Source organism: Halobacteriovorax sp. CON-3, assembly GCF_043196995.1.
Classification (GTDB): domain Bacteria; phylum Bdellovibrionota; class Bacteriovoracia; order Bacteriovoracales; family Bacteriovoracaceae; genus Halobacteriovorax_A.
Genome location: NZ_JBEBNA010000002.1, coordinates 713566 through 740449 on the forward strand (window position 1 = coordinate 713566; position 26884 = coordinate 740449).

28 protein-coding genes are annotated in these 26884 nt (G+C 37.2%); 18 read left to right on the top strand and 10 right to left on the bottom strand.

Annotated elements, in window-relative coordinates:
• Positions 1-225: 225 nt before the first annotated feature.
• The 4 genes from ABMA72_RS14170 (at position 226) to ABMA72_RS14185 (ending at position 4009) form a co-directional block, all read left to right on the top strand.
• Positions 226-1521 (top strand): sensor histidine kinase, encoded by a 1296-nt coding sequence (locus ABMA72_RS14170; RefSeq protein ID WP_392859519.1) that lies wholly within the window; start codon positions 226-228, stop codon positions 1519-1521.
• A gap of 40 nt (positions 1522-1561) precedes the next feature.
• Complete coding sequence (locus ABMA72_RS14175) at positions 1562-2023, top strand: DUF4442 domain-containing protein (RefSeq protein WP_392990091.1); 462 nt, start codon at positions 1562-1564, stop codon at positions 2021-2023.
• A gap of 15 nt (positions 2024-2038) precedes the next feature.
• Positions 2039-3388 carry an NAD(P)H-binding protein gene (locus ABMA72_RS14180; protein ID WP_392859523.1) on the top strand — a complete coding sequence of 450 codons (1350 nt, stop codon included), beginning with the start codon at positions 2039-2041 and terminating at the stop codon, positions 3386-3388.
• A gap of 126 nt (positions 3389-3514) precedes the next feature.
• Entirely contained in the window at positions 3515-4009 is a 495-nt protein-coding gene (locus tag ABMA72_RS14185; protein ID WP_392859529.1) for an Hsp20/alpha crystallin family protein, read from the top strand.
• Between the two features lie 13 nt (positions 4010-4022).
• On the opposite strand, the gene ABMA72_RS14190 is transcribed toward ABMA72_RS14185, so the two are convergent.
• A complete protein-coding gene (locus tag ABMA72_RS14190; RefSeq protein WP_392990092.1) occupies positions 4023-4661 on the bottom strand; it encodes a hypothetical protein in 639 nt (212 codons plus the stop codon).
• 33 nt (positions 4662-4694) lie between these two features.
• Positions 4695-5210 (bottom strand): LuxR C-terminal-related transcriptional regulator, encoded by a 516-nt coding sequence (locus tag ABMA72_RS14195; protein ID WP_392859534.1) that lies wholly within the window; start codon positions 5208-5210, stop codon positions 4695-4697.
• A gap of 130 nt (positions 5211-5340) precedes the next feature.
• Here ABMA72_RS14195 and ABMA72_RS14200 point away from each other — a divergent pair, with 130 nt between their 5' ends.
• The 6 genes from ABMA72_RS14200 (at position 5341) to ABMA72_RS14225 (ending at position 14083) form a co-directional block, all read left to right on the top strand.
• Positions 5341-6399, top strand: coding sequence for a type III polyketide synthase (locus ABMA72_RS14200; RefSeq protein ID WP_392859536.1), 1059 nt, complete (start codon positions 5341-5343; stop codon positions 6397-6399).
• On the top strand, positions 6387-8417 hold the full coding sequence (locus tag ABMA72_RS14205) for a hypothetical protein (protein ID WP_392990094.1): 2031 nt from the start codon (positions 6387-6389) through the stop codon (positions 8415-8417). The genes ABMA72_RS14200 and ABMA72_RS14205 overlap by 13 nt, the downstream gene beginning before the upstream one ends.
• Positions 8414-9574, top strand: a complete 1161-nt coding sequence (locus tag ABMA72_RS14210) for an FAD-dependent monooxygenase (RefSeq protein ID WP_393057608.1) — start codon at positions 8414-8416, stop codon at positions 9572-9574. The genes ABMA72_RS14205 and ABMA72_RS14210 overlap by 4 nt, the downstream gene beginning before the upstream one ends.
• 7 nt (positions 9575-9581) lie before the next feature.
• The gene (locus ABMA72_RS14215) at positions 9582-10151 is read left to right on the top strand and encodes a YceI family protein (RefSeq protein WP_392990098.1); all 570 of its coding nucleotides are present in this window, start codon (positions 9582-9584) and stop codon (positions 10149-10151) included.
• Positions 10152-10237: 86 nt separating this feature from the next.
• A complete protein-coding gene (locus ABMA72_RS14220; RefSeq protein ID WP_393057610.1) occupies positions 10238-12124 on the top strand; it encodes an ATP-binding protein in 1887 nt (628 codons plus the stop codon).
• Between the two features lie 42 nt (positions 12125-12166).
• Positions 12167-14083 carry an ABC transporter substrate binding protein gene (locus tag ABMA72_RS14225; RefSeq protein WP_392859548.1) on the top strand — a complete coding sequence of 639 codons (1917 nt, stop codon included), beginning with the start codon at positions 12167-12169 and terminating at the stop codon, positions 14081-14083.
• Between the two features lie 25 nt (positions 14084-14108).
• Here the strand turns inward: ABMA72_RS14225 and ABMA72_RS14230 are convergent, their stop codons facing one another.
• From ABMA72_RS14230 to ABMA72_RS14240, 3 genes are read right to left on the bottom strand one after another with little or no spacing between them, the layout of a single operon-like run.
• Positions 14109-14624 carry a hypothetical protein gene (locus ABMA72_RS14230; RefSeq protein ID WP_392859551.1) on the bottom strand — a complete coding sequence of 172 codons (516 nt, stop codon included), beginning with the start codon at positions 14622-14624 and terminating at the stop codon, positions 14109-14111.
• The gene (locus tag ABMA72_RS14235; protein ID WP_393057612.1) at positions 14624-15988 is read right to left on the bottom strand and encodes a di-heme oxidoredictase family protein; all 1365 of its coding nucleotides are present in this window, start codon (positions 15986-15988) and stop codon (positions 14624-14626) included. Before ABMA72_RS14235 ends, ABMA72_RS14230 begins: the two co-directional genes overlap by 1 nt.
• The gene (locus ABMA72_RS14240) at positions 15982-17070 is read right to left on the bottom strand and encodes an imelysin family protein (RefSeq protein ID WP_392859555.1); all 1089 of its coding nucleotides are present in this window, start codon (positions 17068-17070) and stop codon (positions 15982-15984) included. Before ABMA72_RS14240 ends, ABMA72_RS14235 begins: the two co-directional genes overlap by 7 nt.
• Positions 17071-17207: 137 nt before the next feature.
• Between ABMA72_RS14240 and ABMA72_RS14245 the strand changes: the two genes are divergently transcribed.
• From ABMA72_RS14245 to ABMA72_RS14265, 5 genes are all read left to right on the top strand, one after another.
• Complete coding sequence (locus ABMA72_RS14245) at positions 17208-18362, top strand: hypothetical protein (RefSeq protein WP_392859557.1); 1155 nt, start codon at positions 17208-17210, stop codon at positions 18360-18362.
• Between the two features lie 72 nt (positions 18363-18434).
• On the top strand, positions 18435-19400 hold the full coding sequence (locus ABMA72_RS14250) for a deoxyhypusine synthase family protein (protein WP_392859560.1): 966 nt from the start codon (positions 18435-18437) through the stop codon (positions 19398-19400).
• Between the two features lie 25 nt (positions 19401-19425).
• On the top strand, positions 19426-19782 hold the full coding sequence (locus tag ABMA72_RS14255) for a hypothetical protein (RefSeq protein WP_392859563.1): 357 nt from the start codon (positions 19426-19428) through the stop codon (positions 19780-19782).
• On the top strand, positions 19779-20153 hold the full coding sequence (locus tag ABMA72_RS14260; RefSeq protein WP_392859566.1) for a hypothetical protein: 375 nt from the start codon (positions 19779-19781) through the stop codon (positions 20151-20153). Before ABMA72_RS14255 ends, ABMA72_RS14260 begins: the two co-directional genes overlap by 4 nt.
• 18 nt (positions 20154-20171) lie before the next feature.
• Entirely contained in the window at positions 20172-20678 is a 507-nt protein-coding gene (locus ABMA72_RS14265) for an SRPBCC family protein (protein ID WP_392859569.1), read from the top strand.
• Here ABMA72_RS14265 and ABMA72_RS14270 read toward each other — a convergent pair.
• A complete protein-coding gene (locus ABMA72_RS14270; RefSeq protein ID WP_392859572.1) occupies positions 20670-21407 on the bottom strand; it encodes a sulfite exporter TauE/SafE family protein in 738 nt (245 codons plus the stop codon). The two genes, ABMA72_RS14265 and ABMA72_RS14270, sit on opposite strands and share 9 nt — an antisense overlap.
• 106 nt (positions 21408-21513) lie before the next feature.
• Here ABMA72_RS14270 and ABMA72_RS14275 point away from each other — a divergent pair, with 106 nt between their 5' ends.
• Positions 21514-22380 (top strand): MBL fold metallo-hydrolase, encoded by an 867-nt coding sequence (locus ABMA72_RS14275; RefSeq protein WP_392859574.1) that lies wholly within the window; start codon positions 21514-21516, stop codon positions 22378-22380.
• An 18-nt stretch (positions 22381-22398) separates the two neighbouring features.
• Here the strand turns inward: ABMA72_RS14275 and ABMA72_RS14280 are convergent, their stop codons facing one another.
• A complete protein-coding gene (locus ABMA72_RS14280; RefSeq protein ID WP_393057614.1) occupies positions 22399-23457 on the bottom strand; it encodes a CNNM domain-containing protein in 1059 nt (352 codons plus the stop codon).
• Between the two features lie 183 nt (positions 23458-23640).
• Between ABMA72_RS14280 and ABMA72_RS14285 the strand changes: the two genes are divergently transcribed.
• Positions 23641-24090, top strand: a complete 450-nt coding sequence (locus ABMA72_RS14285; protein WP_392859579.1) for a CBS domain-containing protein — start codon at positions 23641-23643, stop codon at positions 24088-24090.
• 37 nt (positions 24091-24127) lie between these two features.
• Here the strand turns inward: ABMA72_RS14285 and ABMA72_RS14290 are convergent, their stop codons facing one another.
• Positions 24128-24487: a hypothetical protein gene (locus ABMA72_RS14290; protein WP_392859582.1), complete on the bottom strand. Its 360-nt coding sequence runs from the start codon at positions 24485-24487 to the stop codon at positions 24128-24130.
• 33 nt (positions 24488-24520) lie between these two features.
• Positions 24521-24907, bottom strand: coding sequence for a hypothetical protein (locus ABMA72_RS14295; protein ID WP_392909028.1), 387 nt, complete (start codon positions 24905-24907; stop codon positions 24521-24523).
• Between the two features lie 99 nt (positions 24908-25006).
• Here ABMA72_RS14295 and ABMA72_RS14300 point away from each other — a divergent pair, with 99 nt between their 5' ends.
• Positions 25007-25801, top strand: a complete 795-nt coding sequence (locus ABMA72_RS14300; RefSeq protein WP_392859587.1) for a hypothetical protein — start codon at positions 25007-25009, stop codon at positions 25799-25801.
• On the opposite strand, the gene ABMA72_RS14305 is transcribed toward ABMA72_RS14300, so the two are convergent.
• Complete coding sequence (locus ABMA72_RS14305; RefSeq protein WP_393057616.1) at positions 25790-26848, bottom strand: hypothetical protein; 1059 nt, start codon at positions 26846-26848, stop codon at positions 25790-25792. The two genes, ABMA72_RS14300 and ABMA72_RS14305, sit on opposite strands and share 12 nt — an antisense overlap.
• Positions 26849-26884 lie beyond the last annotated feature (36 nt).

Sequence of the window (26884 nt, forward strand, 5' to 3'; positions counted from 1 at the left end):
ATTTATAAATATCACGCTCACATGGGCCACTATGGTAAATTGAAAGATTTCCCTAGGCCGTCCAAAGCTAAAACATAATAATCACTTGTTTTAGTTTTTAAGTGCTTGTTTTTACAAGCCTTATGAGATTGTAAATTTTCACATCACAATTTTTTTTCTCGAATCTCTTGGATAAATATAGTAAAGACTAATTGTTTACGTATTTAAAATTTAAAGGATTAACTATTGGAAGCCCTAATCAATTCCTTTGGGGAGTTTAAGTCGCGTACTGAAGAGAGAAATTATCTTCAAACGTCTTGGCCAAAGGATCGAACATATACACTCTTGTCGTATTTAGTCTGCTGTATCCTGCTCTTATTTGCTGGAATACTTGCTGACTATCAACGTGCCTATACTTTTGGATCACCAAATATTCTGACTTTCTTTAGATCTCTACTTGTTGCTTATGGGCTTGGCTTCTTCGTTGCTTTTAGAAAGAGTGATTATAGTGACAAAATTGAAACACACTTATTCTTTATTAAGCTCGTTTCCGTAGTCATTGTTGCGCTAATGACATTTATGATTATGGGAACTAGTACGACACTACTTGCTGGTATTATGATCATGACCACTTCATTCTATGTCATGCTACCTGGAAGACTAAATGGCATTATCGTTAACTGTGCACTTCTTTTTGCTCTCTTTATGATTATTCCTATTCTTAACGAGTCAGTTGATCTAAAGAAACACTTCTATAAAATCTTTATTCTCTTATCGCTAAATATTGTTCTATTTGCCTTTAGATCAATGTTTAACAGAGCATGGAGACTATTTTATATTTCTAACCGCCGTCTAGAAGAACTTAATAAAACAAAAGACGATGTTATTTCAACGATTGCTCACGACTTAAAGAGTCCATTACAAGTTATTCTCTCGTCAGCGTCTCTTGTTTCAAAAAGGAATGAAGAGCTGTCAGTGGAGCGAATTAAACTTTACCAAGACCGCATTATTAAATCGGCGAAGAAAACAGATTCGCTCTTAAAGGATCTTCTTGCTTGGGCACTAACGAGTAATGAAAGCCTTGGTTATACTCCAAAAGAGCTCAATATAAAGGATACGATAACGAGTGCTGTTGAGTTTGCCTATGAGTTAGCTCAAACCAAGGATCTCGAAATTGAAGTTGATTTAGAGGATTATATCTTCAATCACGATAGTAATATGATTGAAACTTGTGTTCGTAATATTATTTCAAATGCTATTAAATTCTCTCCTGAAGGAAAGAAAATTGTTGTCAAGGGCGCTGTCTCAGATGGCTATGCAATTCAAATTTGTGATGAAGGAGAAGGGGTTCCTGATATTGTTATTGATGGAATTCAAAGTGGACAGACATTCCATGTAAAGCAGGGGACAAAGGGAGAGAAAGGAACTGGCATTGGATTAAAGCTCGTTCACTCTTTTCTTAAAAAGCATGGTGCTGCTCTATTTATCGAAAATATGCCAAATCGTGGCTCTCGCGTGACTTTGAAATTTCCAATGATATAATAAATACTTTATTAATCATTTGAATCTTAAAGGTTTCGCCATGAGCTTTTGGCAAAGAATACCACCAGAAAAGGCCATTAAATTACTTAAGTTTTGGCCACCTTACCTGGGTGCAGGAATTAAGGTCTTATCTATCAATGATGAACGCACAAAGATCTGTGTGCAAATGAAACAAACATTTCTTAATACTAATTATGTTGGAGTTCACTTTGGGGGCAGCTTATACTCAATGTGTGACCCATTCTATATGTTATTACTAAGTTTTCATCTTGGAAAAGATCATATCATTTGGGACAAGACTGCAGAGATCGACTTTTTGAGTCCTGGGAAAGGTGTTGTTAAGGCCGAATTTGAAATTAGCCTGGAAGAAGTCGAGAGAATAAAAAAGCAGGCCAGTGAAGAAAGAAGAGTTCATCCTGTTTTTGAAACTTATATTTATGACAAAGGCGGAAAGCAAGTGGCAAGAGTCAAAAAAACTCTCTACGTTCGTCGAAAGAAGTAATTAAAGTTATCTATTATGAAAGTAGCAATTGCTGGTGCCAATGGTTTTATTGGTCGCAACCTCATTCAAAAGATCAAAGGCCAACATCAAGTTAGGGCCCTGGGGCGTAGTGAGTCCTATTCAGATGAGAATATTGAGTTTTCAAAAACAGACCTCTTTTCTTATCACAGCACTAAAGAGGCCTTAAAAGATATTGATATTGCAATTTATCTTGTCCATTCAATGCTACCATCATCACGATTATTTCAAGGAAACTTCCGCGATACAGATCTTCTTTTGGCCGATAACTTTGCAAAAGCATGTCAGCATAATGGTGTAAAACATATTATCTACCTTGGAGGACTTGTTCCGACAGGTGAAAGTAGTGAACACCTAAAAAGTCGACTTGAAGTAGAGGAAGTCTTTAAGTCATCAGGCATTGCTTATACAATTTTACGAGCTGGTATGATTGTAGGAGACGGGGGCTCTTCTTTTGAGATCTTAAAGAATCTCGTTATTAACTTACCAGCAATGATTTTACCTAAGTGGACAAAGAGTCGCACTCAGCTGGTCTATATCGACGACTTATTGCGAGTTCTGTCGCATTTGATTGGTAACGAAAACTTCTTTCATCGTATTATTAATATTGTTAACGGCGAGGATGTTACTTACGAGCAATTGATAAGAAAGACTTCTCGTCGCTTTAGAAAGTTTTGTCCCATGATTCCTGTGCCAATTAATTATTTAAAATTATCAAAGTGGTGGGTGACTATTTTTGGTGAGTCACAAATAGAGTTAGTTTCTCCTTTAGTCGATAGCTTAAAATGTCATCTTCCAAAAGTTGATATCGAAGATGATATTAGAGACCTAATCAAAATTCGATCATATGATGAAATGTTAAATTTGATTAATTTAAGAAAAACTAAAAGAGCTCCTCGGAGAGCAAGGCGCAGAGAAGAGAAAACTGTTCGCTCCATTCAACGCCTTGATAACCCCAACCATCTTGAAATGAAAGAGCTTGCGAGTACGTATATGAAGTGGCTTCCACGCTTTATTCGATTTATTATTCATGTTCATGAAGAAGAGGGAACTATTACTTTCAATATTTTTGGATTTAAAACACCACTACTGATTCTTAGGTATATCGAAAATAAGTCGAATTTAAGAAGGGCGAAGTTTCATATTGTTGGAGGAGTTTTAAGTGCATCTGAAGATACTGGTTGGCTGGAGTTTAGAAGTGTCGCTAATGGAAAATTTACTCTAGTATCAATTAATAATTTTCGGCCATCACTTCCTTGGTATATTTACTGCTATACTCAGGCACCAATACATCTCTTTGTCATGAGATCTTTTAGTTCTTATTTGAAGCATTTAAAAATATCTTAAGTTTATCCGACTCATTCACAATGATAAGATGGCGTTATCTTAATAACAAGAGATAGGTGACGATGTTTATCTATTGGCGTCGTTATGTACTCTCTACAACACACACGTAAGTTAAAGGAGTTTCCCATGATTAGACGTTCAATTGTTCCCCGAAAAAGTTCAGCATTTAATTCAGACTTTTTTGGTTCCGCAAATTTTGATAATGAGTTTAGGGATATTATTACCGGCCTTGAAGACATTTGGCAGGGCAGAGGAAGTGGAAGCAGTAATGCCTTTGGTGAAATGAAGGAAACTGATAATGCTTATCTGCTAAGTATTGATATGCCTGGTGTTAAGAAGGAAGACCTAAATATTCAAGTCGATGATGGGCTTGTCACTATTGAGGCCGAACGCAAAACTCTATTTGAAGATGGAGGCGGGGAGACTCGACGTATCTCACGTAGTCTAACAGTGCCTCATTTCATCAATCGAAATGAAGTTCAGGCCCAAATTCAAGATGGTATTCTCTACTTAGCATTACCTAAGAGTGCAGAGAAGAAGTCTCATAAGATTGAAGTCTCAGACGCTACAGAAAATTTTGTAAAATTATTTGCGGATGAAAAGGATAAATCATCACATTAAAATTTTTGGAACACTAGGCTTGAGGGCCTAGTGTTTCTGAATCTAGTAAGTAGATAAATACAGGTAGCTCAGAATTAATATGTACTTCACCTGAAGCCTTATTTGAAAGGGTCAGGCAGCTAAGAGTTTTTACTTTCTTTTGCGTATTAAGAGGAAAGTCACATGAGCCGCTAATTTTAAGCTCTTGTTTCTCAAGGCTTAAAAGTGAAAATGTACCATTGTGAGTAAAAGAGAAGTCACCACCAGAGCTTGCAAGAACCTTTCTTTCAAAATTGCATGTCGTTTGTAATTTTCTTTCTTTTAAAAAATGATGAATTGAGCCGAGAGTAATCATTTGATGATCGAGTCTTCCACCCAAGAAGCCAAATAAGTTAATCTCAGTGATATTATCTGGCACCAGTGTTAAAGCAAAGGTGAGGTCGGAGAAGTCCTTATTTTCATCTAAAATGATATCAAGGCCATCATTTGTTTGATTAGAGTCATCATCGCCAACAGAGAGGTAGGGATGATCATCACTTGGCCTATGGTTGAGCCCACCATCAACATAGATAATAGGAGAGTCAATTATATAAGGGAGGCTTAAGGCCATTGGCCCAATAATTGTGATCTTATTTGTTTTTGTTAGTTCTTGTTTAAAACTTTCTAGCTTCATTAAAAATTGTCTCTTTGTTTCTAATTCAAGCTATTATACCTCATCGATGACTAAAATATCCTCTAAAAAGAATGCCGAAAGTTCACTGCGTCCACTTAGGTTTGATTTACTGTAGATATTAGAGCAATGTTGTTTAATTGTTTTTTCAGCAGTTGACCTAATTTCAGCTATTTCTTTTATGGCCAGCCCTTTTAGAAGAAGTAGGGCGATATCCTTTTCTGACTTTGTTAGTGACCATTCATTTAGCTGATCATTTATTTTCTCTGAAAGTCCTCGAGATAATTCACGGGTTTTTTGTTTATAGTTTTCTAGATCAAACTTTAGCTTTGTAACATCTGAATTAATTCTTAAGTTTTCTTTTTTCGTAAATAGCCACTTGAACCATAGAACTGTAGTTCCGATAAGTCCTATGAGCATAACAATACCTTCCTCGATAACATGCTCATAAGTCGAGCCTTCGCTGAGGTCTTCGTAGATATCAAAAATGAGAAAAATGGATATTAGAAGGAAGAGTATTCCAGAAATTAGGCGTTCACGTTTATTAAGCATAGTTCTAGGACCTTAGTCTTATAAGAGTTGTATCTATCTGATAATACACATTTTATTTGGAATTAGGACTTTCGTCCAGTTACAAAATTTAGGATTTTGAACGATTCTTTCTCTAGGAAAGGAGGAACAAATGACACGTATTGTTCACATGGAAACTTATAAACCAGATTACACGTACAAGACTGAAGAGATTGTTGAAGCAGCACAGCGCCTATGGCTAAAAGATGTTGATGAAACCACAAGACGTAAGGCCCTGAAAATATTTAAGGGCTCCAAAATTGATCAACGTAGTGCAGTTGTTGACCTCGAGACTGTCTTCTCTAACATCAGCTTTGAAGAGAAGAATAATATCTATAAGGCCAAAATGGTTGAGTACGGTAAGAGGTTATTGAAACGAACTTTTGAAAGATCGAATATTGATCCGAGTGAAGTGGATTATATTATCACAACAAGCTGTACAGGATTTATGATTCCATCTGTTGATGCATATCTAGTCAATGAATTTGGTTTAAGAAAGGACGTTGTTCGTCTGCCTGTTACAGAAATGGGATGTGCGGGAGGAACCTCTGCACTGATTTATGCTGATGAATTCTTAAAGGCCAATCCAGATAAAACGGCCCTTGTGCTGACAATGGAAATCCCAAGTATCACATTTCAATTAAATGACCTGGATGCGGCCAACCTTGTTTCAACTGCAATCTTTTCTGATGGCTTTGCTTGTGCTGTTTTAAAAGGTGGTGAGGGAAAAGGGGCCCATATAATTGATACCGATATGTATAACTTCTCTCATGGTGAGTACCTGATGGGATTTGAGTTAATTAACTCTGGCCTCAAGATTGTTCTTGATAAAGATGTACCAAGTGCAATTGAGGGTAATTTTGAAAATATCTTTCTCCCATTCCTAGAGCGTAATGGCCTAAAGATCGAAGATATCGATAATTATATGTTTCACCCAGGTGGAAAGAAAATCATTCAAATGGTTGAAGACTATATTGGTGATTACAACAAAGATATTTCAGAGTCTAAATGGGTTCTTGAAAATTGTGGAAATATGTCATCTGCGACAATTCTTCATATCTTTGACAAGGTTACGAGAGAAAGGGTTATCGAAAATGGACAGCGTGGTTACATGCTAGCATTTGGCCCTGGCTTTATGGCCCAAAGTATTCTTCTAGAGTGGAGGTCATAATAAAAGCGATCCTAAGATCTCTATTTATTATTTCCTTTGTCGGCGTCTTTGCTGGAATGCTTTTTTATACCAAGGATATCAAACAAAAAAATCCTGAGTCGATTTTTTTAACTGATGAGGGTATGGATCAATTCAGAGCATTTCAGCAGGACTACCCGGAAGTTGACTCTCTTGTTGTTTACATAAATGAAGCCCCTAGCGAAGAGGCATATTTAAAGCTTGAGAAGTTTGGGAATGAATTGGCGCAGCTATGTGATGATGAGTGCTACTTTGTTTATCCTCATGATCTCGTAAAAGAGCGCACAATTCTAGATAATGAGCTTATTAAAGGGGCAGCTGCTAATGCTGATCTTATCTCGTCTAATCGACTAGGCTTTCTGATATTTAATAATGGAAAGAAAAGTCAGCTTAAAGATGTGATTAGAAAAGTTGAAGAAAATCAAAGCTTCTTTTGTGCCGGCCATGAGTACACAAATTATCATCTTGATCAGTCATCAGCGCTGGTGCAAGAAAAGCTATTTCCAATTCTCTTTATCTTTTCATTTATTCTCTTGTTGGCGTTTATAAGAAATTTCTTAGCGACGCTCTTGCTTTTTATTCCATGTCTTTTTAGTGCTCTTTTTTCTCTGTCTGTAATTAAGTTCTATTTTGGAACGATGAATATGGTGACATCAATTGTTCCGCTCATGACCTTTGTAATCGTGCTCTCTCTTGGTCAGCATATCTATTTTACAGCGAGAGAAGAGGGAAGCTTATCACTTGCCCTTAAGAAAAAAATTAAGCCAATTTCTCTTATGCTTGTGACAACTTTCATCGGTTTCTTGTCACTATACGTGAGTGAGATCTATGTGATTCGAGTTTTTGGACTACTCAGTAGTCTTATGATTCTTCTATCTTCATTCGCCTCAATGCTCTGGTTAATAAGTATAGAGAAAATCTTAAAACTTGAAGAAGCGTCTCGTGTGAAATTGTCAACGTATCCAGAACGTAGCTTGTCTGGAGCAAGTCTATTTCTTATTTGCAGTATCTCTCTATTTATTGGGATATGGGGATCGATGAATATCAATATCATTACAGATGCGACGAAGTACTTTCCTAAAGAGACGGCCATTGCAAGAAGCTTTAATGAAATCTCTCCAATCGCAGGTGGAGTACCATTGCTCGAAATTGGAATGGGAGAGTTAAGCTACGAAGATTTAAAAAAGATAAGTAATATTGAAGATGAGTTGGGGACTCTTGCTGGGGTGAGTGTAATGTCTCGAAACCATGTGGTGAGAAAGATCAATCAAGCTTATAGTATGCGCTCTTCTCTTCCTGACAATCAATTTGCCTATGCGACTCTCTACTCAAAGGCCGCAGAGGGTATTCGAGAAGCTTATCCAATTGATTCATTCTATAAGATTACTCTTTTAGGGACTCCTTTGAATGTTGATCAATATGAAGCTCTCTTGAAAAAAGTAAGAAATATTCTTGGAGAGAAAACTTATGTACTCGATGGCCTTTATTATAATTTAATGATTTCGCAAAAAGCGATGGTTCATACTCTTTCAAAAAGCTTTCTTTTAAGCTTGTTTATCATGGCGGCCATTGCTGTTATTTCCTTAAGGCAGCTAAAGCTATTTATGATTTTCATTATTGTAAACACTATGCCTCTGGGGTTGTCTCTTGGTTTTCTTAACCTTACAGGGATGTCTCTAAATATTGCAACAGTGATGACTTATAGTGTGGGGCTTGGAATTGTTGTTGATAGCACCTTTCACTTATTACATTTCTTTGATGAAAAAAGAGGTGACTTTTTGTCGTATGTTGAAACGATCGTGAAACCAATACTGACAAGCTCACTGACACTCATTATCGCATTCTTACTATTTGGAATTTATGACTTTCTACCAATTAGGGAGTTTGGTGTGAATTTATCCTTCATTTTACTCTGTGGGATGATTTTTGATCTCTTTGTTTTACCAACTCTTTACTTAGGTAGCTCCTCTTTAAAAGAGGTGATGGAGGATTGGAAATGAATATCTATGATGTACTAATTGTTGGCGGTGGTCCCGCGGGGGCACTCTTTGGTCATCTTATGGCCAAGAATAATTCTAAGGTTTTAATCTTAGAAAGAAACAAGGAAGTTGGCCGCAAGGTGTGCGGTGAGTACCTTTGCCCACAGGGAGTAAAGCTATTAGATGAACTTGACTTAAAGTCTGTCTATAAGGACTTCCTTCCTTTGGATGGAATGATTATTCACACTCCAAAGAGAAGTAGGGTAAATACAACTTTTCCAAATAGTCATGGTCAGAAGAATTTTGGAGTCAGTGTTAATCGTCAGGTTTTAGATAAGCGTTTGATTAATCTTGCACATGAAAGTGGCGCTCAGGTTCTTCTAGGCAAGAGCGTGGTCAGCATGGAGTACTTAGGCACTTATTGGCGAATTGAAACTTCTGATCAAGATGTCTTTTACTCAAGACTCTTAGTTGGTGCAGATGGAAGAAACTCTCTTGTTGCACGAGAACTAAATCTTCAGCTGCCAAATTCAAAAAAACGCATTGCTTTACATGCTTGGCTTGAAACGAAGAAAACACCTCCACGAAAAGGCCAGATGTTTATTTTTGATAAAGGAAGCTATATCGGTGTCGATCCGATTTCGTCCACAGAGTTAAATCTCTCCCTCGTGTGTGGGGCCCAAGAGATTAGAAAGTACGGAAATGCGAGAAGTACATTTGAACACTATCTTGGCCAAATCAAAAATGAACTTGGTGTTGAGTTAACAGAGGATTCAAAAATACATACCAGCTATCCTATTGAACATAATGTTAAAGATGTTATTGGAAATAATGTTGCCCTCATTGGAGATGCCGCTGGCTTCGTTGATCCCATTACAGGTGAAGGTATCTTTAATGCACTACTTACTGCACGAATGCTCTTTGAAAGTATTAATATCGCTAACACATGTTTTGATTATAATCAGTCTCTATTGATTTACACAGAGAAGAAATCGAAAAGTTTTCGTGAAAAAACTTTTCTTAATCTTGGGTTTCAGTGGCTCATTCGTCGCTCGTGGTTAGTTGAGATCATTGCGAAGTTTTTAAATCACAGTCAAAAAAGAAGAGATAACTTTATTGGAATTATTGGAAATATTCATACTCCTATGAAGGGTCTCTTTAGAATTATTTTTTCTTGAGGTATCGATGAAATTTTTTAAGCTACTTACAATTTTACTAATCCTTCAAACTAGTCTCTTTGCTGAATCAAAGCTAATTCTTAAATACGATAGTTATGAAAAAGCACTTGAAGCAAAGAATCATATCTTCTTTAATATGTCTTCCACTAAGGCGGGTATCATAACTACGGATTTTAAAGGGGCCGTTAAAGATGCGCAGATAACTTATTCCAAAGACGCAAAAGGTAATTACAAAGATATTTCAATCGTTATTAATCCCAAGCAATTGGATACAGATAATGATGCGCGTAATGATAAGATGTATGAACAATCTCTTGAGACAGAAAAATATCCTAAGCTTATTGTTCGCATACCTGGCCCTGTAAGACTCGGCGAGTTAAATAAGGGAAGTATTGAGGTAAGAAATAAGAAGCACTCAATTGTTCTCTTTATCGAAAAAGTTGTGAGCGCTGAGGGAGAAGCCTCTTTAGCTGGAAAGTCTGTTCTGTCTCTTAAGAAGCTGGAGATCCCAGATCCATCAATTTGGATTGCAACTGTTCACGATGAAGTTGAGGTAAGATTTAACGTGCTGCCCTAGAGTAATTTCAAGCTATTATGAAGATTTTTTGCTAAATCGATAAATTTTATCAATACTTTTTAGCGATAAAATGATAATTATAAATAGTGAAATGGGCCAGAGTATTATTCATCACATTCACTCTTTTTGTCATGGCGCTTCCAAGTATCGCACTAGATAAATATGAAGTTCTTATCCTTCATTCTTACTCGCGCGATAGTATTTGGACGGACCTTATTGATCAATCGATTAAGAAGAATCTTCATAGTGATAAGAATCACTTAGATGTTTATACAGAGTATATGGATTCTAAGCGTTTCTTTGGCCGAGATTATGGTGAGAAATTATATAATCTATTTTCGATTAAATACTCTGACAGAAATATCAAATTAATTATCACTTCTGATGATAACGCTTTTGCCTTTGCGATGAAGTATCGTGAAAAGCTATTTCAGAATAGTCAGATTATTTTCACTGGAGTTAACGGTTATAATAACGAGTTTAAGCAGAAATATCGTAATGAGAATAACTTTACGGGACTCGTTGAAAGCTTCAAGATCAAAGAAATGCTTGAGCTTTCTAAAGACTTACACTCTAAGGCCAAAAAGTTTTATATTATCAATACTATTCATACTCCAACTGGACAGTACCTAAAGAAAGAATTCCAAAAGTCGATTGCTGAATTAAAATTAGAAGACAAGGTTGAATACCTCGAAGATATCAGTGCAAGCGATCTTTATAAAAAAGTCGAAAATTTAGAGAAGGGCTCCTTTGCTCTTTATGGTGGTTTCTCTCGCGACCGTGATGGAAACTTCCTAGACTTTGAGAAGAATCTTAGCGAGTTAGCAAAGTACTCGAATGTTCCTATTTACGGCTTCTTAAAATACTATCTTCCATATGGATTGACTGGTGGCTACTTCACTAGTGGTGAGCTATACGGAAAGGAAGCTGCCCTTATTGCAAATAAAGTCATTGCGGGTGAGGATATCAATTCTATTCCAATTGTTGAAAATGTGGATGCTCCGATAATTTTTGATTACTCAAAAATTGTTAAGTATGGCCTAGACTTCCACAAGCTACCCGTTAGTTCTCAGATTATTAATCGCAATAATAAGCTCCTTCGTTTTTATGAAGAATATACCTTTGAATTTTGGTTTATTCTTTTTTCATTTGCGTGCCTATTTATTAGTCTGGTGGTTCTTGCTTATCATTTTGAACAACAAAAGAAGCACAAGAAGGCCGTTCTTCGAATTAACGAACAGCTTGAGGACCGAGTCGAAAAGAGAACAAGACAGTTAATTGAGCAGCAGTCGAAATTGATTAACTCGGCCAAGCTTGCTTCAATAGGTGAGATGGCCAGTGGTATTGCTCACGAAATTAATAACCCTCTGACTATTATTGATTTGAGTGCTTATCGAATTGTTCAAATGGCCGATAATGAAGTCGTTCTTAAGTCTGCACAAAAGATCAAACTTACAGTTGATCGTATCTCTAAAATCATTAAGGGGCTTAAACAGCTGGCCAAGGAAGACGCTAGCCTTTCAAGCGAGCTTGTTAATATTAAGGCCGCTATTGAAGATGTTATTTCAATTTGTAAGGCGAAGTTTAAAGAGAATGAAATTCACTTCAAAATTGATGTTGATGAGAATTTAAAAGTTCACGGTGCCCCTGTTCAGATCTCTCAGGTCGTTTTAAATCTCCTAAATAATTCCTTTGATGAATTAGTACAAGGTGACACAGAACGCTGGATTAAGCTTGAAGGAAAGAAAGACAAGGATATCGTTGAGATTTCTGTTACGGATTCTGGTAAGGGGATCTCTGAAGAGATCTTTGAAAAAATCATGGAGCCATTCTTTACAACTAAGGTTGATCAAAGAGGTACTGGCCTTGGTCTAAGTATCTGTAAGAATATTATTGAGCACCACAAGGGCCGCATCTTTGTCGATAAGTCATGTCCGAATACTCGCTTTGTCATTCAACTACCTACTGCGTAAATAAATAATTACATTCTAAGTAATAAGTGATATTTATTTATAATGATTAGTTTAAAGGTCATCGGCCGGTCCATTGCATTTTTATTTTTCTTTTTAAGCTCCCTTGTTCAAGCATCAGATGCGTTTGAAATTCTTATGTTGCACTCTTATGAGAAGGGGAATGTTTGGACTGAAGAACTTGATAGCTCCTTTCGTTTTCACGTGCATCGTCGCAGTAATTATTCAATGAAGTTCTATACAGAGTATATGGACTCTAAGAGATTCTTTGGGCGTGAATATGATGAAATCCTAGCGAAACTCTATGCGACAAAATTTAGCTCTCATAAAATTGATTTAATTGTAACAACTGATGATTATGCCTTCGACTTTGCAATCAAGTATCGAAGAGAAATCTTCAATGATGCTCCTATCATCTTTAGCGGTGTAAATGGCTACGATAAGTTTAAACGTGATCTCTATCGAACAGAGAAGAACTTCACGGGAGTTGTTGAAACTTTTGATGTTATTCCCACTGTTAAGGGCGCCCTTGATATCAACCCTACGGCCAAAAAGATTTATGTGATAAACACACAATTTACTCCAACTGGCCGCTACCTTAAAAAGCAATTTGAAACTTCATTTGAGAAGATGAAGCTTAAGCAGAAAGTAATCTATATTGAAAATTACAATATGGAAGAAGTCTATGAAATGGCCAAGCACTTTGAAGATGACTCAATCGTTCTCTTTGGAGTTTATGCAAGAGATCGAGATGGAAAGTATTTTGAGTTAGATGAAAATATTAAGAATCTTAGTAAAGTTTCAGCGCAACCAATCTATGGTTTTAATAAGGTCTTTTTAAATAAGGGAATCGTCGGTGGAAATGTTTCTGATGGTACGATCTATGGAAGAGAGATTGCTCGCATGGCAGATGAGTTTCTTTCTGGAAAAAAGAAAATATCAGAGATCCCACTAATTATTGAATCGATTAATGACCTCGTTTTCGATCTAGATCAACTAAAGAGATATGATATTGATATCAATAAGCTACCAGAAAGATCTAAGGTCATAAGTTATTCTTCTAGCTTCTTTCAGTTTTATCATGAGTACAAGTCGGAACTTTTAGTCGTTTTTGCATGCTTTGTTTGCTTGTGTATTTTCTTCTTTATCTTACTATACTTCTTTGAGAAGCAGCGTAGCTATAAGGACTCTCTCATTAAAGTGAATGAGAAACTAGAACGTAATGTCCATGATCGCACGGTACAGCTAGTGCAGCAGCAGTCACAAATCATTAACTCTGCTCGTTTAGCGTCAATTGGTGAGATGGCCAGCGGTATTGCACACGAGATTAATAATCCATTAACAATTATCGACTTGAGTGCCAATCGAATTTCTCAGCGTACCAGCTCTGATAATATCATCAAGAATGCTGGCCGTATTTCAAGTACGACATTTAGAATTTCGAAAATTATTAAAGGTTTAAAACATCTTGCGAAAGATGGAGATAAGTCAAAGTTTGCAAACTTCCACTTGATTGAGGCCGTAGAAGATGTGACATTTCTATGTTATGAAAAATTTAAAGAGAATGATATTGAATTCAATATAAATGTCGATGAATCAATTATTATTCATGGCTCAATTGTTCAAGTCGCTCAAGTTCTTCTTAATCTAATCAATAACTCATTTGATGAGCTTATCAATGTTAAAGGAGAGAGGAAGATTAACTTAAAGGCCGTTCCTATCAAAAAGTATGATCAGGACTACGTGGAAATTTCTATTACTGATACAGGAAGAGGGATTCCTGAAGATATTCGTGGCAAGATTATGGAGCCCTTCTTTACAACAAAGAAGAAGAATAGAGGAACAGGACTTGGCCTAAGTATTTCTAAGAATAATATTGAAAAGCATGGTGGTGAGTTCTATCTCGATGAAAGTTCGTCCTTAACTCGCTTCGTTTTTACCATTCCACTTAAAGTAGAATAGTGGCACTTGCGTGCCACTACATATATTACTGAGCTCGACGATCAAAAATTAATCTGACGCGATTACCATCGCAAACCTCATTTTCTTCATTTAGGATATCAACTGCAATATAACGAATACCTCTTTTTGAAGCTTCATATGCAGAAGATTGAAGCTTGCTCTTTAATAGCTCTTCATTTTCTAAACATGCTTCTGGTGATCCATTTGTTTGTGATTTTGTATAGTCAAGATCAAGTGTTCTCGTCTCTCTTGCACGATTAAAAAAGAGACCAAAGTGACACGTTTGACCAGATTCTGTGTTCCAAGAGGATTCAATTGAAAAGACATTTAAGTCACTATCTGCTGTTAAGAGATCGAATTTAATTCCTTTCTCAGAGAATACCTTTGGTGTTGTTGTGTATTCAACTTTGTAGCGTCTGATGAATTCGCCACAGTCGTATCCTGTTCCCTTAACGAAATATGTTGTTCCAGTTGGTAGTGGCCAAATTTGGGCACTTACTGGATTAGTTAGAAGTGTTACTAATAGAATTAAATTCTTCATTATAGGCTCCTAAGAAATTTAATGAGATCGTCTCGATCTTTCTTTGTTAACTTAATAAATTCATCCTTGGACTTTTGTGCCTCTCCGCCGTGCCATAGGATTGCTTCTTGCAGGTTTCGTGCACGTCCATCATGTAGAAAGCGAGTGTGGCCATTTACGCTCTTTACAAGCCCTAGTCCCCAAAGGGGAGGTGTTCGCCATTCTCTTGTTGTGGCCTTTCCTTCAAATTCATAAGAGCGTGTATCATCGGCCAGCTCATCTCCCATGTCATGTAGGAGCATGTCCGTATATGGATAAATCTTTTGATTATTTAAGACCTGATATTTTGAGTTTGAACCTGTCGTAAAATCTGGCCTATGACAAGCTTGGCAGCTTATTTGATGAAATAGTTTCTTTCCATTCTTAACACTCAGATCATTAATGTCTCTTCTAGCAGGAACAGAGATTAACTGCGTGTATAGCGTTACCTTATCTAAAAGCTCTCTTGAGATATCTTCCTGCGTTTGTTTCTCTAAACAATCAATTTGAACGAGAGTGCATTCTTCTGTAGGAAAGAGGGGACTTGTGATTCCTAGATCACCATTGAATGCGGCAGCATTTTGTTCTAAGAGGTTTGGACGAGAAGCTTTCCAACCAAAGCGTCCAAGAGTTTGTCTTTGTTCAATAACTGAGTAGATATAATTTGCACGGCCTGAAATACCGTCGTTATTTAAATCTTCAGGATCTTCTCCTGCAAGAATATCTTCTTCATTAATATTTTCAAGAAGTCCGAGTCCAATCATTTGTGGACCAACTCGTGGTGAGACAATCGTATTGTCTCCTAAGTTTCCTAACGCTAGTTTTCTAAAGATATAGTTTGGTTTCTTTAGCTCGTAAACTTCACCATCGGCAAAGCTTCCCTTAATTGTTTCAAACTTTACGAAGACTTCTCCTTCTCCCTGGACACCCTCAATACTATGAGGTTGAAATTGATCGCCATAAGTTGGGTGTGGTGAAGTCTCTCCATTTTCAGCTACCTTCTTAAGGCGAAAGAGTAGGGAGATATCAGTTTTGCCGTCACTATCAGGAAGGCCACGTCCGCGTCCATCTAGTAGGTGGCAAGCGGTACAAGAAGTCGCATTAAAAATTGGCCCTAATCCATCTCTTAGGGGAGTGGAAGAAGGGGATGTTACCCATGCTCCTTTAAAGAAGCTATTTCCAACTTGGAACTGTCGTCTAAGCATGCCACGTGTTCCACTCATCGGGTGTGAGAAGGCATTTACGGAAAAGTCCAGTGTAGTCCCGGCACCGGCCGGGAACTTTTCACTGGAATATGTATTAAAACTTAATACTGAAATTAATGTGAGAACAAGAGCTCTTACCATTGTACAGGTGTCTCTAATTCTTTAGAAACTTCAACAAGCTCGATTGCAAGTTGTTCCATCTCTTCGATTGAAGCTAGAATTTCTGGCCTTGCATTCTCATCAAGAATTGCTTGATCAAATGGTACAGGAAGGCCTGCAAGCATTTTGTTAATCTTTGCAACTCTGTTGTCGATTGTTGTCGTAAGAACTGTGTTATCTGTCAGACCTAGGATTCCTGTTGCTTTTAAAATATTTGCAACACCCCAGAAGTTCCACTGAATATCCATGTGAGTCATATCAGAAAAGCATGAGTGCTCATCTTCTTGTCCTTGAGTTTCCCAAGCAACAAACATTCTTTCACCCGAAAGCTCATCTCCTGACATATAGATCATTCCTGAAAGAATATTATTAAGCGCTTCTTTTTGGTCTTTTGCTTCAAAAGCTGCTCTGTAATTTTCCTTATTAGGTGCCCAAGCATCAACAAGCTCAGTTAAGTGATCGATAAGAAGATCAGTTGCTGTTGAAAGGTAAACTGCACGTCTCTCAGCGTTTTGCCCTAGACCGATAACGTAATCAGTGTGAGGTCTGTCTCCTGCACCATCAACTGAAAGATCTTGTCCCCAAAGTAGGAATTCAATCGCGTGGTAACCAGTAGAGATATTCTTTTCACCATTAAGTTCATTAAGTGAAGAAAGAACTTCTTTGTTGATAACTGGGTAATCAGCAACGTTATTTACGATACCTGCGTTTGGTGCACCTTCAACATAGTCGATATAGGCTTCATCAAGTGGCCATGCGTTTAGAAGTCCCTCTGGACCTTCGTCACTATCAATTGGCCCATTGTAGAATCTGAAAACTTCTGATTGTCCATAAGGAGCTCTTGCTTGTCTCCAAGATTCTCTTGCCATCTCAAGTGTCATAACACCTGGGTTGGAGATGAAGAATTCAACGTCTTCTTGAAGAGTGATCGCCTTATCAAGAGACTCTGTATAAGTCTTGTAAACAAGGTTCGTGTAACCTTCGATCACTGACTGCGCTGTTGTTGCAGCAGAAGTATTTAAGCCTAAACCTAATGAAATCAGTAAGATAGATCTTTTTAACATATTCTTATCCTTTGTTAAAATTATGATTGTTTGTCGAAACTATGGTTTGATACATCAAACATTAGTTAATATCAACAATTAAGTTCATTTTTTTATAGGAATAGACTTTATTTACTTAGGGTGATTTAATTTTCTGTATGTCTTTATTTCGAATCGTAACCCTAGTTCTATTTTCACTAAGTTTATTTGCATTGCCTATTGGCCATGAGTCAGGCTTTTTGGGAAATACGACATCTCGTCCAGGTGATATTGGTGCTGCCTTGGTGTTTCCATCTGCCACGGCCTATCTAAAGCGTGATGAAATCAAGATCTACTTTGGCCTTATGTACTCGAGGCAAGATATTGATGTTGAGGGAACAGCTGGTAGCGATTTTGAGAGTCAGTTCATTCCTTATTTCACAGGTTTTGCAGGGGACTTCTTTGGCATAACATTCACGAATTTTGTTACCTATAGTGGAACAAATAATGGAACGATCAATTTTAGTACGAATGAATTTAAAGGAAGTGCAGATATTCAGGCCGAAGAGACGGTGCTTGGAATTAGCGCAGCAAAGAAGCTAAATGATAAATTCGCCGTCGGTTTTTCTGGTAGTCTTGATATTCAATCTTCAAAAACATTTGCTACTTTCTATGGGAATATTGCTGGTAGCGAATATCTTGAAACAGTAAATGATCGAACAAAGTATATTATTATTAATACTCTTTTAAGTGCATCTTATATCGAAAGGAAGCACTTTTTGAGTGCTTCGGTTCTCTTTCCTGGGATCAAGTATTCTTCATCAAGTACTCAGGAGAGCTTTTCTCGTGTTGATGCAGATCCGGCCGTATTTAATAGAGTTGTAAGTAAACCGAGTTATAAGAGTAATACGGGATTAAATATTGGCTACAGTTATTTATCTACAGATAGTTGGTCGCCTTCATTTGAAATATTCTATGATATTTCTAAAGATATTATTTCTTTTGATCCGAACCAAGAGCAAAATCGAAATAACTTTTCAGATGATATATGGCTTAAATTTGGATTGAGTACTCCTGAATATACGATGTCTAAATTCTATAAGGGAACGACATACTCATTTCTATTTGGCCTCCAGTACCGTGAAGTCGAAAATAGAGTGGCGCAAGACTTACCTGAAAATATCACTCGTACCTACGAGGCATCCATGGGGTTTAAGCTAACTAACCGAAAGGCCAGCCCTATTTTTGGTCTTTATTACCAGAATCAAGATGGTCCTTCAGACACTAGTGTGATCGGGCTCATGTACTCTTCAAATTATAATATTTTTGACTAATTTATGTAGACTTGGATCTACATTGTGGTGTAATAAGTCTCGTTCTATTTTGGCTATGTCAGGAGATTTATTATGAGTACAATGGCCCAATTCTTTAGTCGCAATTATCGACACTTTAATGCCGCTTCACTTGTTGATGCATCGAAGGCCTATGTCGACCATTTAAATAGTGGGAAGAAGATGATGATCACTCTTGCTGGTGCCATGAGTACGGCAGAGCTTGGGGTTTCACTTGCTGAAATGATTCGTCAGGATAAGGTTCAGATTCTTTCTTGTACAGGTGCAAACCTTGAAGAAGATATTATGAATCTCATCGCATATAACCACTATAAGCGAATTCCAAATTATAGAGACCTCAGTCCAGAGCAAGAAGAAGAGCTTCTTGAGCAAGGCTTTAACCGTGTGACTGATACTTGTATTCCAGAGGAGACTGCCTTTAGAAAACTTCAAAAGTATCTCTTTGAAGAGTGGTCAAATGCTGCCAAAGCAGGGGAGAGACTCTTTCCTCACGAATTTCTTTATCGTATTCTTCGTCGTGAAGACTTTGCAAAAGAATTTGAAACAGATGTGGCAAACTCTTGGGTTATGGCCGCTTGTGAAAAGAACCTTCCTATTATCGTTCCAGGTTGGGAAGATTCAACAACAGCAAATATCTTTGCTTCATACTGCTTAACTGGAGAGCTTGAGCCTTCACTTGTCAAAAACGGAATTGAGTACATGATGTTTCTTGCAAAGTGGTACCCAGAAAATTGTGGTGATGGTGGTATCGGCTTTTTTCAAATTGGTGGTGGTATTGCCGGAGATTTTCCAATTTGTGTTGTTCCAATGCTTAACCAAGATATGGAAGACGATGTTCCTCTATGGTCATACTTCTGCCAAATCTCTGACTCGACAACAAGTTACGGTTCTTATTCAGGAGCTGTTCCAAATGAAAAGATCACTTGGGGGAAACTATCTTCAAGAACTCCAAGGTTCATTATTGAGTCCGATGCAACGATTGTTGCGCCACTTGTTTTCCATTACGTGTTGGAAAACTAAGTTCATTGCTCTAAGATAGAGGGGCATGAGAATACAATTTTTATACAAATTTGGGGCATTCTTTTTAGGATGCCTTTTTTGTTTCATCTTACATTCACAATTCAGCTGGTCTCCAGTCATTGCCTCCGCAACTGTTGGCCTAATCGCTGGTCTCATTCCAATGAGAATGACTCTGCAAGCAGCAGTCTATAGTGGAAGCTTTGCAGGCATGTGCTCTAGTGAGTTGGTCTCAAATTACTGGGAGATTTTAGGAATCTCTCTTATTGGTGCAATTCTATATTTCTATACATTAAGAATCTTTCAAGGCTTTGGCGGAAAGCTTGGAACGATTGCCTTTGTTAGTGTTGCCTTATTCTTCTTTATCAAGGGGAGTATCATATGATTACTGCAATTGGAGTTTCACTCATCGGTGCACTTTCAACTTTTCACCTATCACGCTTTAAGAAGATAGGGGCCATTAGAGCTTCCGGTCTTTTAACTTTAGTTGCTTATGCGATCTTATATTTTACAGTGCCCAATTATGAAATGATGGCCGTGATATTCTTTGGCTCAACTTTTGTGGGAATGAGTTGTCCTACAAAGATGCATAATTATACCATTGTCATCGGTGCAGTTTTCTTTGCTCTTTTCTTTCAATACCTCGTCCCATATCTAAAAGGCTATGGTGGAGCACTTGGAACGAGTGCATTCTTGAGTGTTTTGATCATCCAATTGACTTTATATTTTGGACGTAAACTTGCCAGATCAAATTAAGATTGCCATCATTTTTATATGAAAAATCTTTTACTTCTAATTACGCTACTTATTTCAAATATTACTTTTGCAATTGAGACTGTCCAAGTCACTGGCAGTATCGAAATCGATGCACCAATTGAAGAAGTTTTTGAATTTGTGGCCGACCCAATGAATGATCATCATTGGCGTAGTGAAGTTAATGATATGGCAACGAACTCTCGTACTTTTGAAATCGGGAGCACTTTTAGAGAAGATGCATGGATTGGTATTCGTAAGCACTTTATTACGACAACTGAACTGATTGAATTAAATGCTCCTTATCAGGCTTTATTTGAAACAGTAAGATCAAATCCATATTTCTTAAGAAGTAATCGCATGTTTAAAGAAGGTGAGAATGGAACTCTCTTTACGTATGTGGTGGACTTTGATCGTCGTATGATTAAAGAGACCTTTGGCTTTAATGCAAAGCCAGAGGTCGTGGTAAAATTATACGGTGTTCTTATGAAAAAGTATTTGAAGAAATTAAAGAAGAAATTAGAGTAGTGTTTCTCTAACAATCATAAAAATTCCCATCACAATTAAGAAGTAACCAAAAATCTTTTTAAGTTTTTCTTGTGGTAGCTTATGAGTCAGGGCCGAACCAAATTGTGAACCAACAATGGCCAGAGCTGTAAAGATAGCAATAAATTGATAATCAAGTTCTAGGTTAGGTGAGTTGATAATATTTCCCACAAAACCAATCAGAGAGTTAATCGCTATAATTAGCAGGGAAGTTCCAATCGCCTTCTTCATTGGGACATGAAAGAAGTTTACCAGTGCTGGTACAATGAGGAATCCGCCACCAACTCCAATAAGACCAGTGACAATCCCGACAACACTCGCAGCCCCAAAAATCGTTAGATTTGATGACGATTTAACCTTGATATTCTTACCATTTTTTAGCATCGAAACCGAGGCCAAGAGCATGATTCCTGCAAAGATATAGAGTTGAACCTGTCCACTAATGAAAGAGGCCAGGTAAGTTCCAAGATAAGTTGAAAGCATTGTCATGGCACCAAATTGAAATGCTAATTTCACCATAACATTTCCATTCTTGTGATGTCTTAGTGTCCCCATAAAGCCTGTTAGGCCGACAATTGCTAAACTCATGGTAATGGCAATCTTTGGATCGATTTTGACAATATAAACTAAGATTGGAACGACTAGGATTGAACCGCCTCCGCCTAAGAGCCCAAGAGTTGTTCCCGCGATAAGTGCTAATAGATATGCCATATATATTTCCTCCTGAAATCAGTATAGGGGATTAATTTTTCTTAAACATTGATGGGGGTCAATGTCTTTTCTCATAAATTTATTTACTCTATGATAGGAGGAAATTATGGATAATTTAAATATAAAAACATTCTTTGATGAGCAAACTTACACACTAACTTATGTTGTCTATGATGACGTGACAAAGGATGCTGTGATTATCGACCCAGTTCTTGATTATGATCAAGCATCATCAACAATCACGACAGAGTCAGTTGAAAAAGTTGCTATCTTTGTAAAAGAAGCGGGACTTAAGCCTCACTATATTTTAGAAACTCACGCACACGCTGACCACCTAACAGGGGCCTTAAAACTTAAGGACTTCTTTCCTGGTGTAAAAGTTGCGATCAACGAGAATATTAAAATTGTTCAAGAAGTTTTTGGTGCAAAGTTTAATATTTTAAAAGAGATTAAGCTTGAAGACTTCGATGCTTTTTTAAATGAAGATGAACCACTCGTGGCCGGAACAATTGAAGTAAAAACGATCTTCACTCCTGGGCATACTCCAGCGTGTTCTTCATTTATCATTGGTAATAATGTCTTTACAGGGGACGCTCTCTTTATGCCTGATTATGGTACGGGGAGATGTGATTTTCCTGGTGGAGATGCAAACGCACTTTATGACTCAATTACAAAGAAGCTTTATACGTTACCAGACGAGACAAATGTTTACACTGGTCATGACTATCAGCCAGGCGGTAGAGAGCTAAAGTACAAGAGTACTATTGGTGAGAATAAGAAGAGTAATGTACATCTTAGAGCAGATACGAGTCGTGAAGAGTATGTACAATTTCGCACAAGTCGCGATAAGACACTTGCTGCACCAAAGCTTCTGCTACCAAGTATTCAGGTAAATATTCGTGGAGGGCATATGCCAGCGCCACAAGATAATGGCGTGAGATACCTTCAAATGCCATTAACATTTAAAGATTAAAAAACTAATAAGAGAGTGCTACAGGTGCTCTCTTTTTTTTTCTTCAGCTAAGATCTCATCCTTGGCCTGACTTTGTAGATCTTCAACTTCATCAAACTCATCCATAATTTCAATTCCAAAGAATGTCTCAACAATATCTTCAAGTGTAATCACTCCTAGAATTGTTCCGTAGTCATCACTCACCATGGCGATATGTTCCTTTTCTCGAATAAAGCGCTTAAAGAGATTTCGAAGTGGGGTTTGGCGATTGACAATAGCAATAGGCCTTATGATATCTAATTCATAAAGCTTTTTGTCTTTATTGTTTTCAATAATTGATTTTGCAATATCTTCTTTATGGATATAGCCGTTAATTTCATTAACACTCTCTCCATAACATGGGATGCGTGTTACTGGAGCTTTTAGGTCATAGACAGAGGCAATTGTATCCTCGATATGTACCATAAAGACCTTGCGTGCAGGAGTCATGACTTCTTCAATGACTTTTCGAGATGCCAAGAGAGACTCTTTTAAGAATTCCCCCTCATCTTTTGCTAGGGCCTTTGTTTGAACACCTAATTCAATCATTGATTCAACTTCTTCTCGGCTCATCTTATGTTCGGCCTCTGTCTTTAATAACCTCATCAATGTCATTGATATAAAGAGGATTGGCTTTAAAATAAAGATCAATGGAGGAAGAATCTTTAATAGGGAAGGAGTTAAGCTCTTCCAATAATGATGCCCAAGAGACTTCGGAATGATTTCTGATAAGTAGAGGATTGCCAAAGTTAAAATGATGGAAACAGCTGATAGGTAGTACTCTAAATTAGCACCACTGATTCCCATGTCCTTAAACATTTGGATGGACTCAGACCCAACACCAGCAGCACCAAGGGTGTGAGCAAATGTATTTAGGGTAAGGATTGCAGAAATGGACTCGTCTTTATTTGAAGCATACTTTTTCAGTGCCGTTGCATAGCTACGATTTTGGCGCTGGGAGGCCAAAATAAAGCTCGGAGTTATGGAGAGCAGGACAGCTTCCATTATGGAGCAAAGAAAAGAGACGCCAATCGAGATGACTATATAAACAATTAGCATTACTATACTTTAATTTGGCCTTAATTTTGTGTCAAATTAAGTAACGGCCAAAAATGATGCATAATATATATTGGATTTAAGTACTTTATCGTTATAGTCGGTTTTAGGCACATGTTCATAATGATAGCTAAGGGGCCAAGTTTAAGTTAAAATAGACGGGATTAATAGAAAATTGAGGTTTATATGAAAGTAACTGAATTTATGACTAAAGATGTAACAACTTGTCGCGATACTCAAACTGTTGCAGATGCTGCAAAATCGATGCTTGATCTAGGTGTGAGTGTTATGCCAATTTTAGATAGCAGTGATAAGCTTGTTGGAATTGTAACTCAATCTGACTTTATCGGTAGAGAAGTTGAGATTCCACATGCACTAGCTTCTATCAAGAGACTATTTGGAATGGATTATAATCTTGGTGATGTTGAAGATATTTACAAGAAAGCAAAGAGTAAGCCACTATCTGAGATTATGACAAAGAATGTAACGACTGTTACTTCAGATTACTCTCTAACTGCTGTTGTTGAGCTTATGATGAAAAAACAACTTAAGAGAATTCCTGTATGTGACGGGGATAAGCTAGTTGGAATCATTACAAGAAAAGATATTTTAAAAGCTTTTGAAAGCGTAAAATAAAAAAAGGCCTCTAATGAGGCCTTTCTTTTTTTTCTTTTTATTGCATTTCTGCAGTCATTTCACAATTTACTGATTCTACATTGTACCAGTTAGCTTCTTGAGTTGTGTGGTCATAACCATCAAATAGCCAAGATTCTACTGTAATTTCATAGTGATCAAACATATTTTGATCGTATCTTTGCTTTCCTGTGAAAGTTGATACGAATTTGTAGTCTACGATCCCTTGGTCAACAACAACTTTTACTTTCTCTGTTGAAACAAGAGTAAGGTCTTTCATTACGTTACACTCGTTGATGATAGCGTCAACGATTTTGTCATTGTGACGTGCTTCAAAAGTTGAGTTGATGATTGAAGCTGATGCCGAAAGAGTCATAAGTGCTACTAGAATAAATTTCATTTTTTTCTCCGTTGTTAGTAAGTGTATTATTAATTAAAGATTACAATTTCCTTTCACATCAGATAGCAATTGAATCGATAGCTTCTCTTCGTAACGGCGCCAGTTACTATAATCAGCATCTTCAATTTCAATCTTGATGTCATTTAGATTATTTCCAATATTATCTAAGTGGGTAAGTTCAATTTTGTAGTAGTAGTCAGTGATCCCTTGATCAACTCGATCCTCAGAAATTGCGATATTTCTGATATCAAATCTCTCTTGAGAAAGTCCTAGAGAACACTTCGTTAACTCTTTTGAAAGATAATTTCTAATCTCTTTTTGAATTTTAAATTGTCCCGTTAAGATTACTCTTCCGCGCTCAACACCGTTTCCAGCATAAGTCGTAAGGCAAATTAGTAGCAGAGCAATTAGCTTTTTCATTTATTATTATCTCCAAATTTTATTAATGAATGAGTTCTATAATTCCGATAATTCATTGAAAAGTATTCTATTAGGCGATAGTCGCCTGTCAGGAGATTTATGGATCACTTTGGTCAAGATTTGGTTAAGATTAGAAAGGCAAACGGTTATAAGAGTGCGAAATCATTCTATGAAGTACTGGCAAAGAAAGGTTTGGACTGCAATTATCAATATTTCGTTAAGATTGAAAAAGGGGATGCTTTTCCTTCTTCTGCCATCGTTAATCAAATTGCTAAGTGTCTTAAGACGAAGGATGCCAATATTCTTATTTTAAGCTTTTGTCGCAATCAATTCTCTTCTTTTGATTACTTATTTAAAGAGGATAATCAGAGTGATGAGAAGGTCATAGAAGTCGCTGCAAAGGCCAATCAAGGACAACGCTACCTCTCTGTCATGCAGATTAATACACTTGCTCAAACGAAGTCTCATTACTTTCTCTTTCTTATTTTGACTCTTTCAAGAAGTGCTTTAAAGATTAGCGAACTTAAAACTTATGCCATTAAAAAGAGTGTTGTTAACGATCTTATCAAGGCCGAGATAGCCTTTGAACAAGATGGATTGATCTATGCAAGATCAACTGAGTTTAGGTTTCCAAAAGAGGAGAGTGAGGCGATTAAGAAGGCCTACGGTAAGTTTGACGATTGGGATATGGAGTTTGGCCGAAACTTTAAGTTTCAAAATCTCGTCAATAAGATGATGATTCGAAGAATCTCCCCAAGATATCTTTCTCTTATCAAAAATCAGATTGATTCAATTTCAGATATTGTGCGCTTATCAGACGAGTCGGATAATCGTTACAATAACGAAGTTCTTCATCTTCATATCTCTCTTAACCGAGGACAATTACCTGGTTAGGAAAGTTTTAAAGAAGTCATCCTTCGCCTTTAGAAATAATGGGTAGCGATTGTCATCTTTTATCTTAGTTTTGATATTAGTGATAAGACAATCGTTACTCTTGCACGTTTTACGAGCGCTTGAAATAAGCTTCTCTAAGTAGCTTTTAACTGGCGTATTAGAACAGCTTGATCCATTTAGATACTCTTGCCCTAAGAAGATATAGTCACGAATAAAGGCGTACTTCTTTGGTGACACTTTCTTTAAATGAGTCGGGTTTAAACGGTAGGCCGCAATACTTTCTGCTGCATCTTCGCTTGGATTTGTTTGCCCGTATTTTGAAACCATTTCATCGCGGTTATAGCGCCAGCCCATTGGGTGATCGATCCATCCAGACATATCCCACCAAAAAGATGAGTAGTTTAAGTTATAGAAGTAGGCGAGGTTATGTCCAAGTTCATGAAAGAGGCTGTAGGCCTTACCATCTTCATCAAGCTCGCGATCCCAAGGAGCGTAAAGTTCAATTGAAGCATTCGCAAAGATCATTCCACGATGGCCGTAACCGATATCTTTCTTAATATGGCGAACCAGTCTTTTACTAACCCATAACTTTGGAAGGTGAGTTGGAAGAAGATTTACACCTTTGATAATGGCATCCATTTGTTCTAAATCAAGTAAGGCCGCATCCTTGTTTGCATAAGGAGAAGTATTAAGGCCGTACTTAAAAAGTAAGAAGATTGATTTCTCGACGAGTTCATCACTTTCAAATAACTCTTTAAGCTTACAAGATTTTGTCTGACATTTATTGGCCGCTGCTATTTTAGTTTTAAAATCTGCTTTGTCTTTTAAACCATTATAGACGTAAGTCTTAACAAGTAGTGAATAGGCTTCATCAATTTTTGTATTGAGATAAGGCCTTGCATATTGAGTGATTTGCCAATTACTTGGAACCTTTGTGCTACATTTCGCGCTATTTACTGTCTCAAAACTAGCGGCATATTCACTAAGTGCATATACTTGAATTGATAATGAAATAAATAATAAATACTTAATGAAGGAATTTTGCATGAGTCTTTATGACAAAAATCCCTGCTCATCTCAATG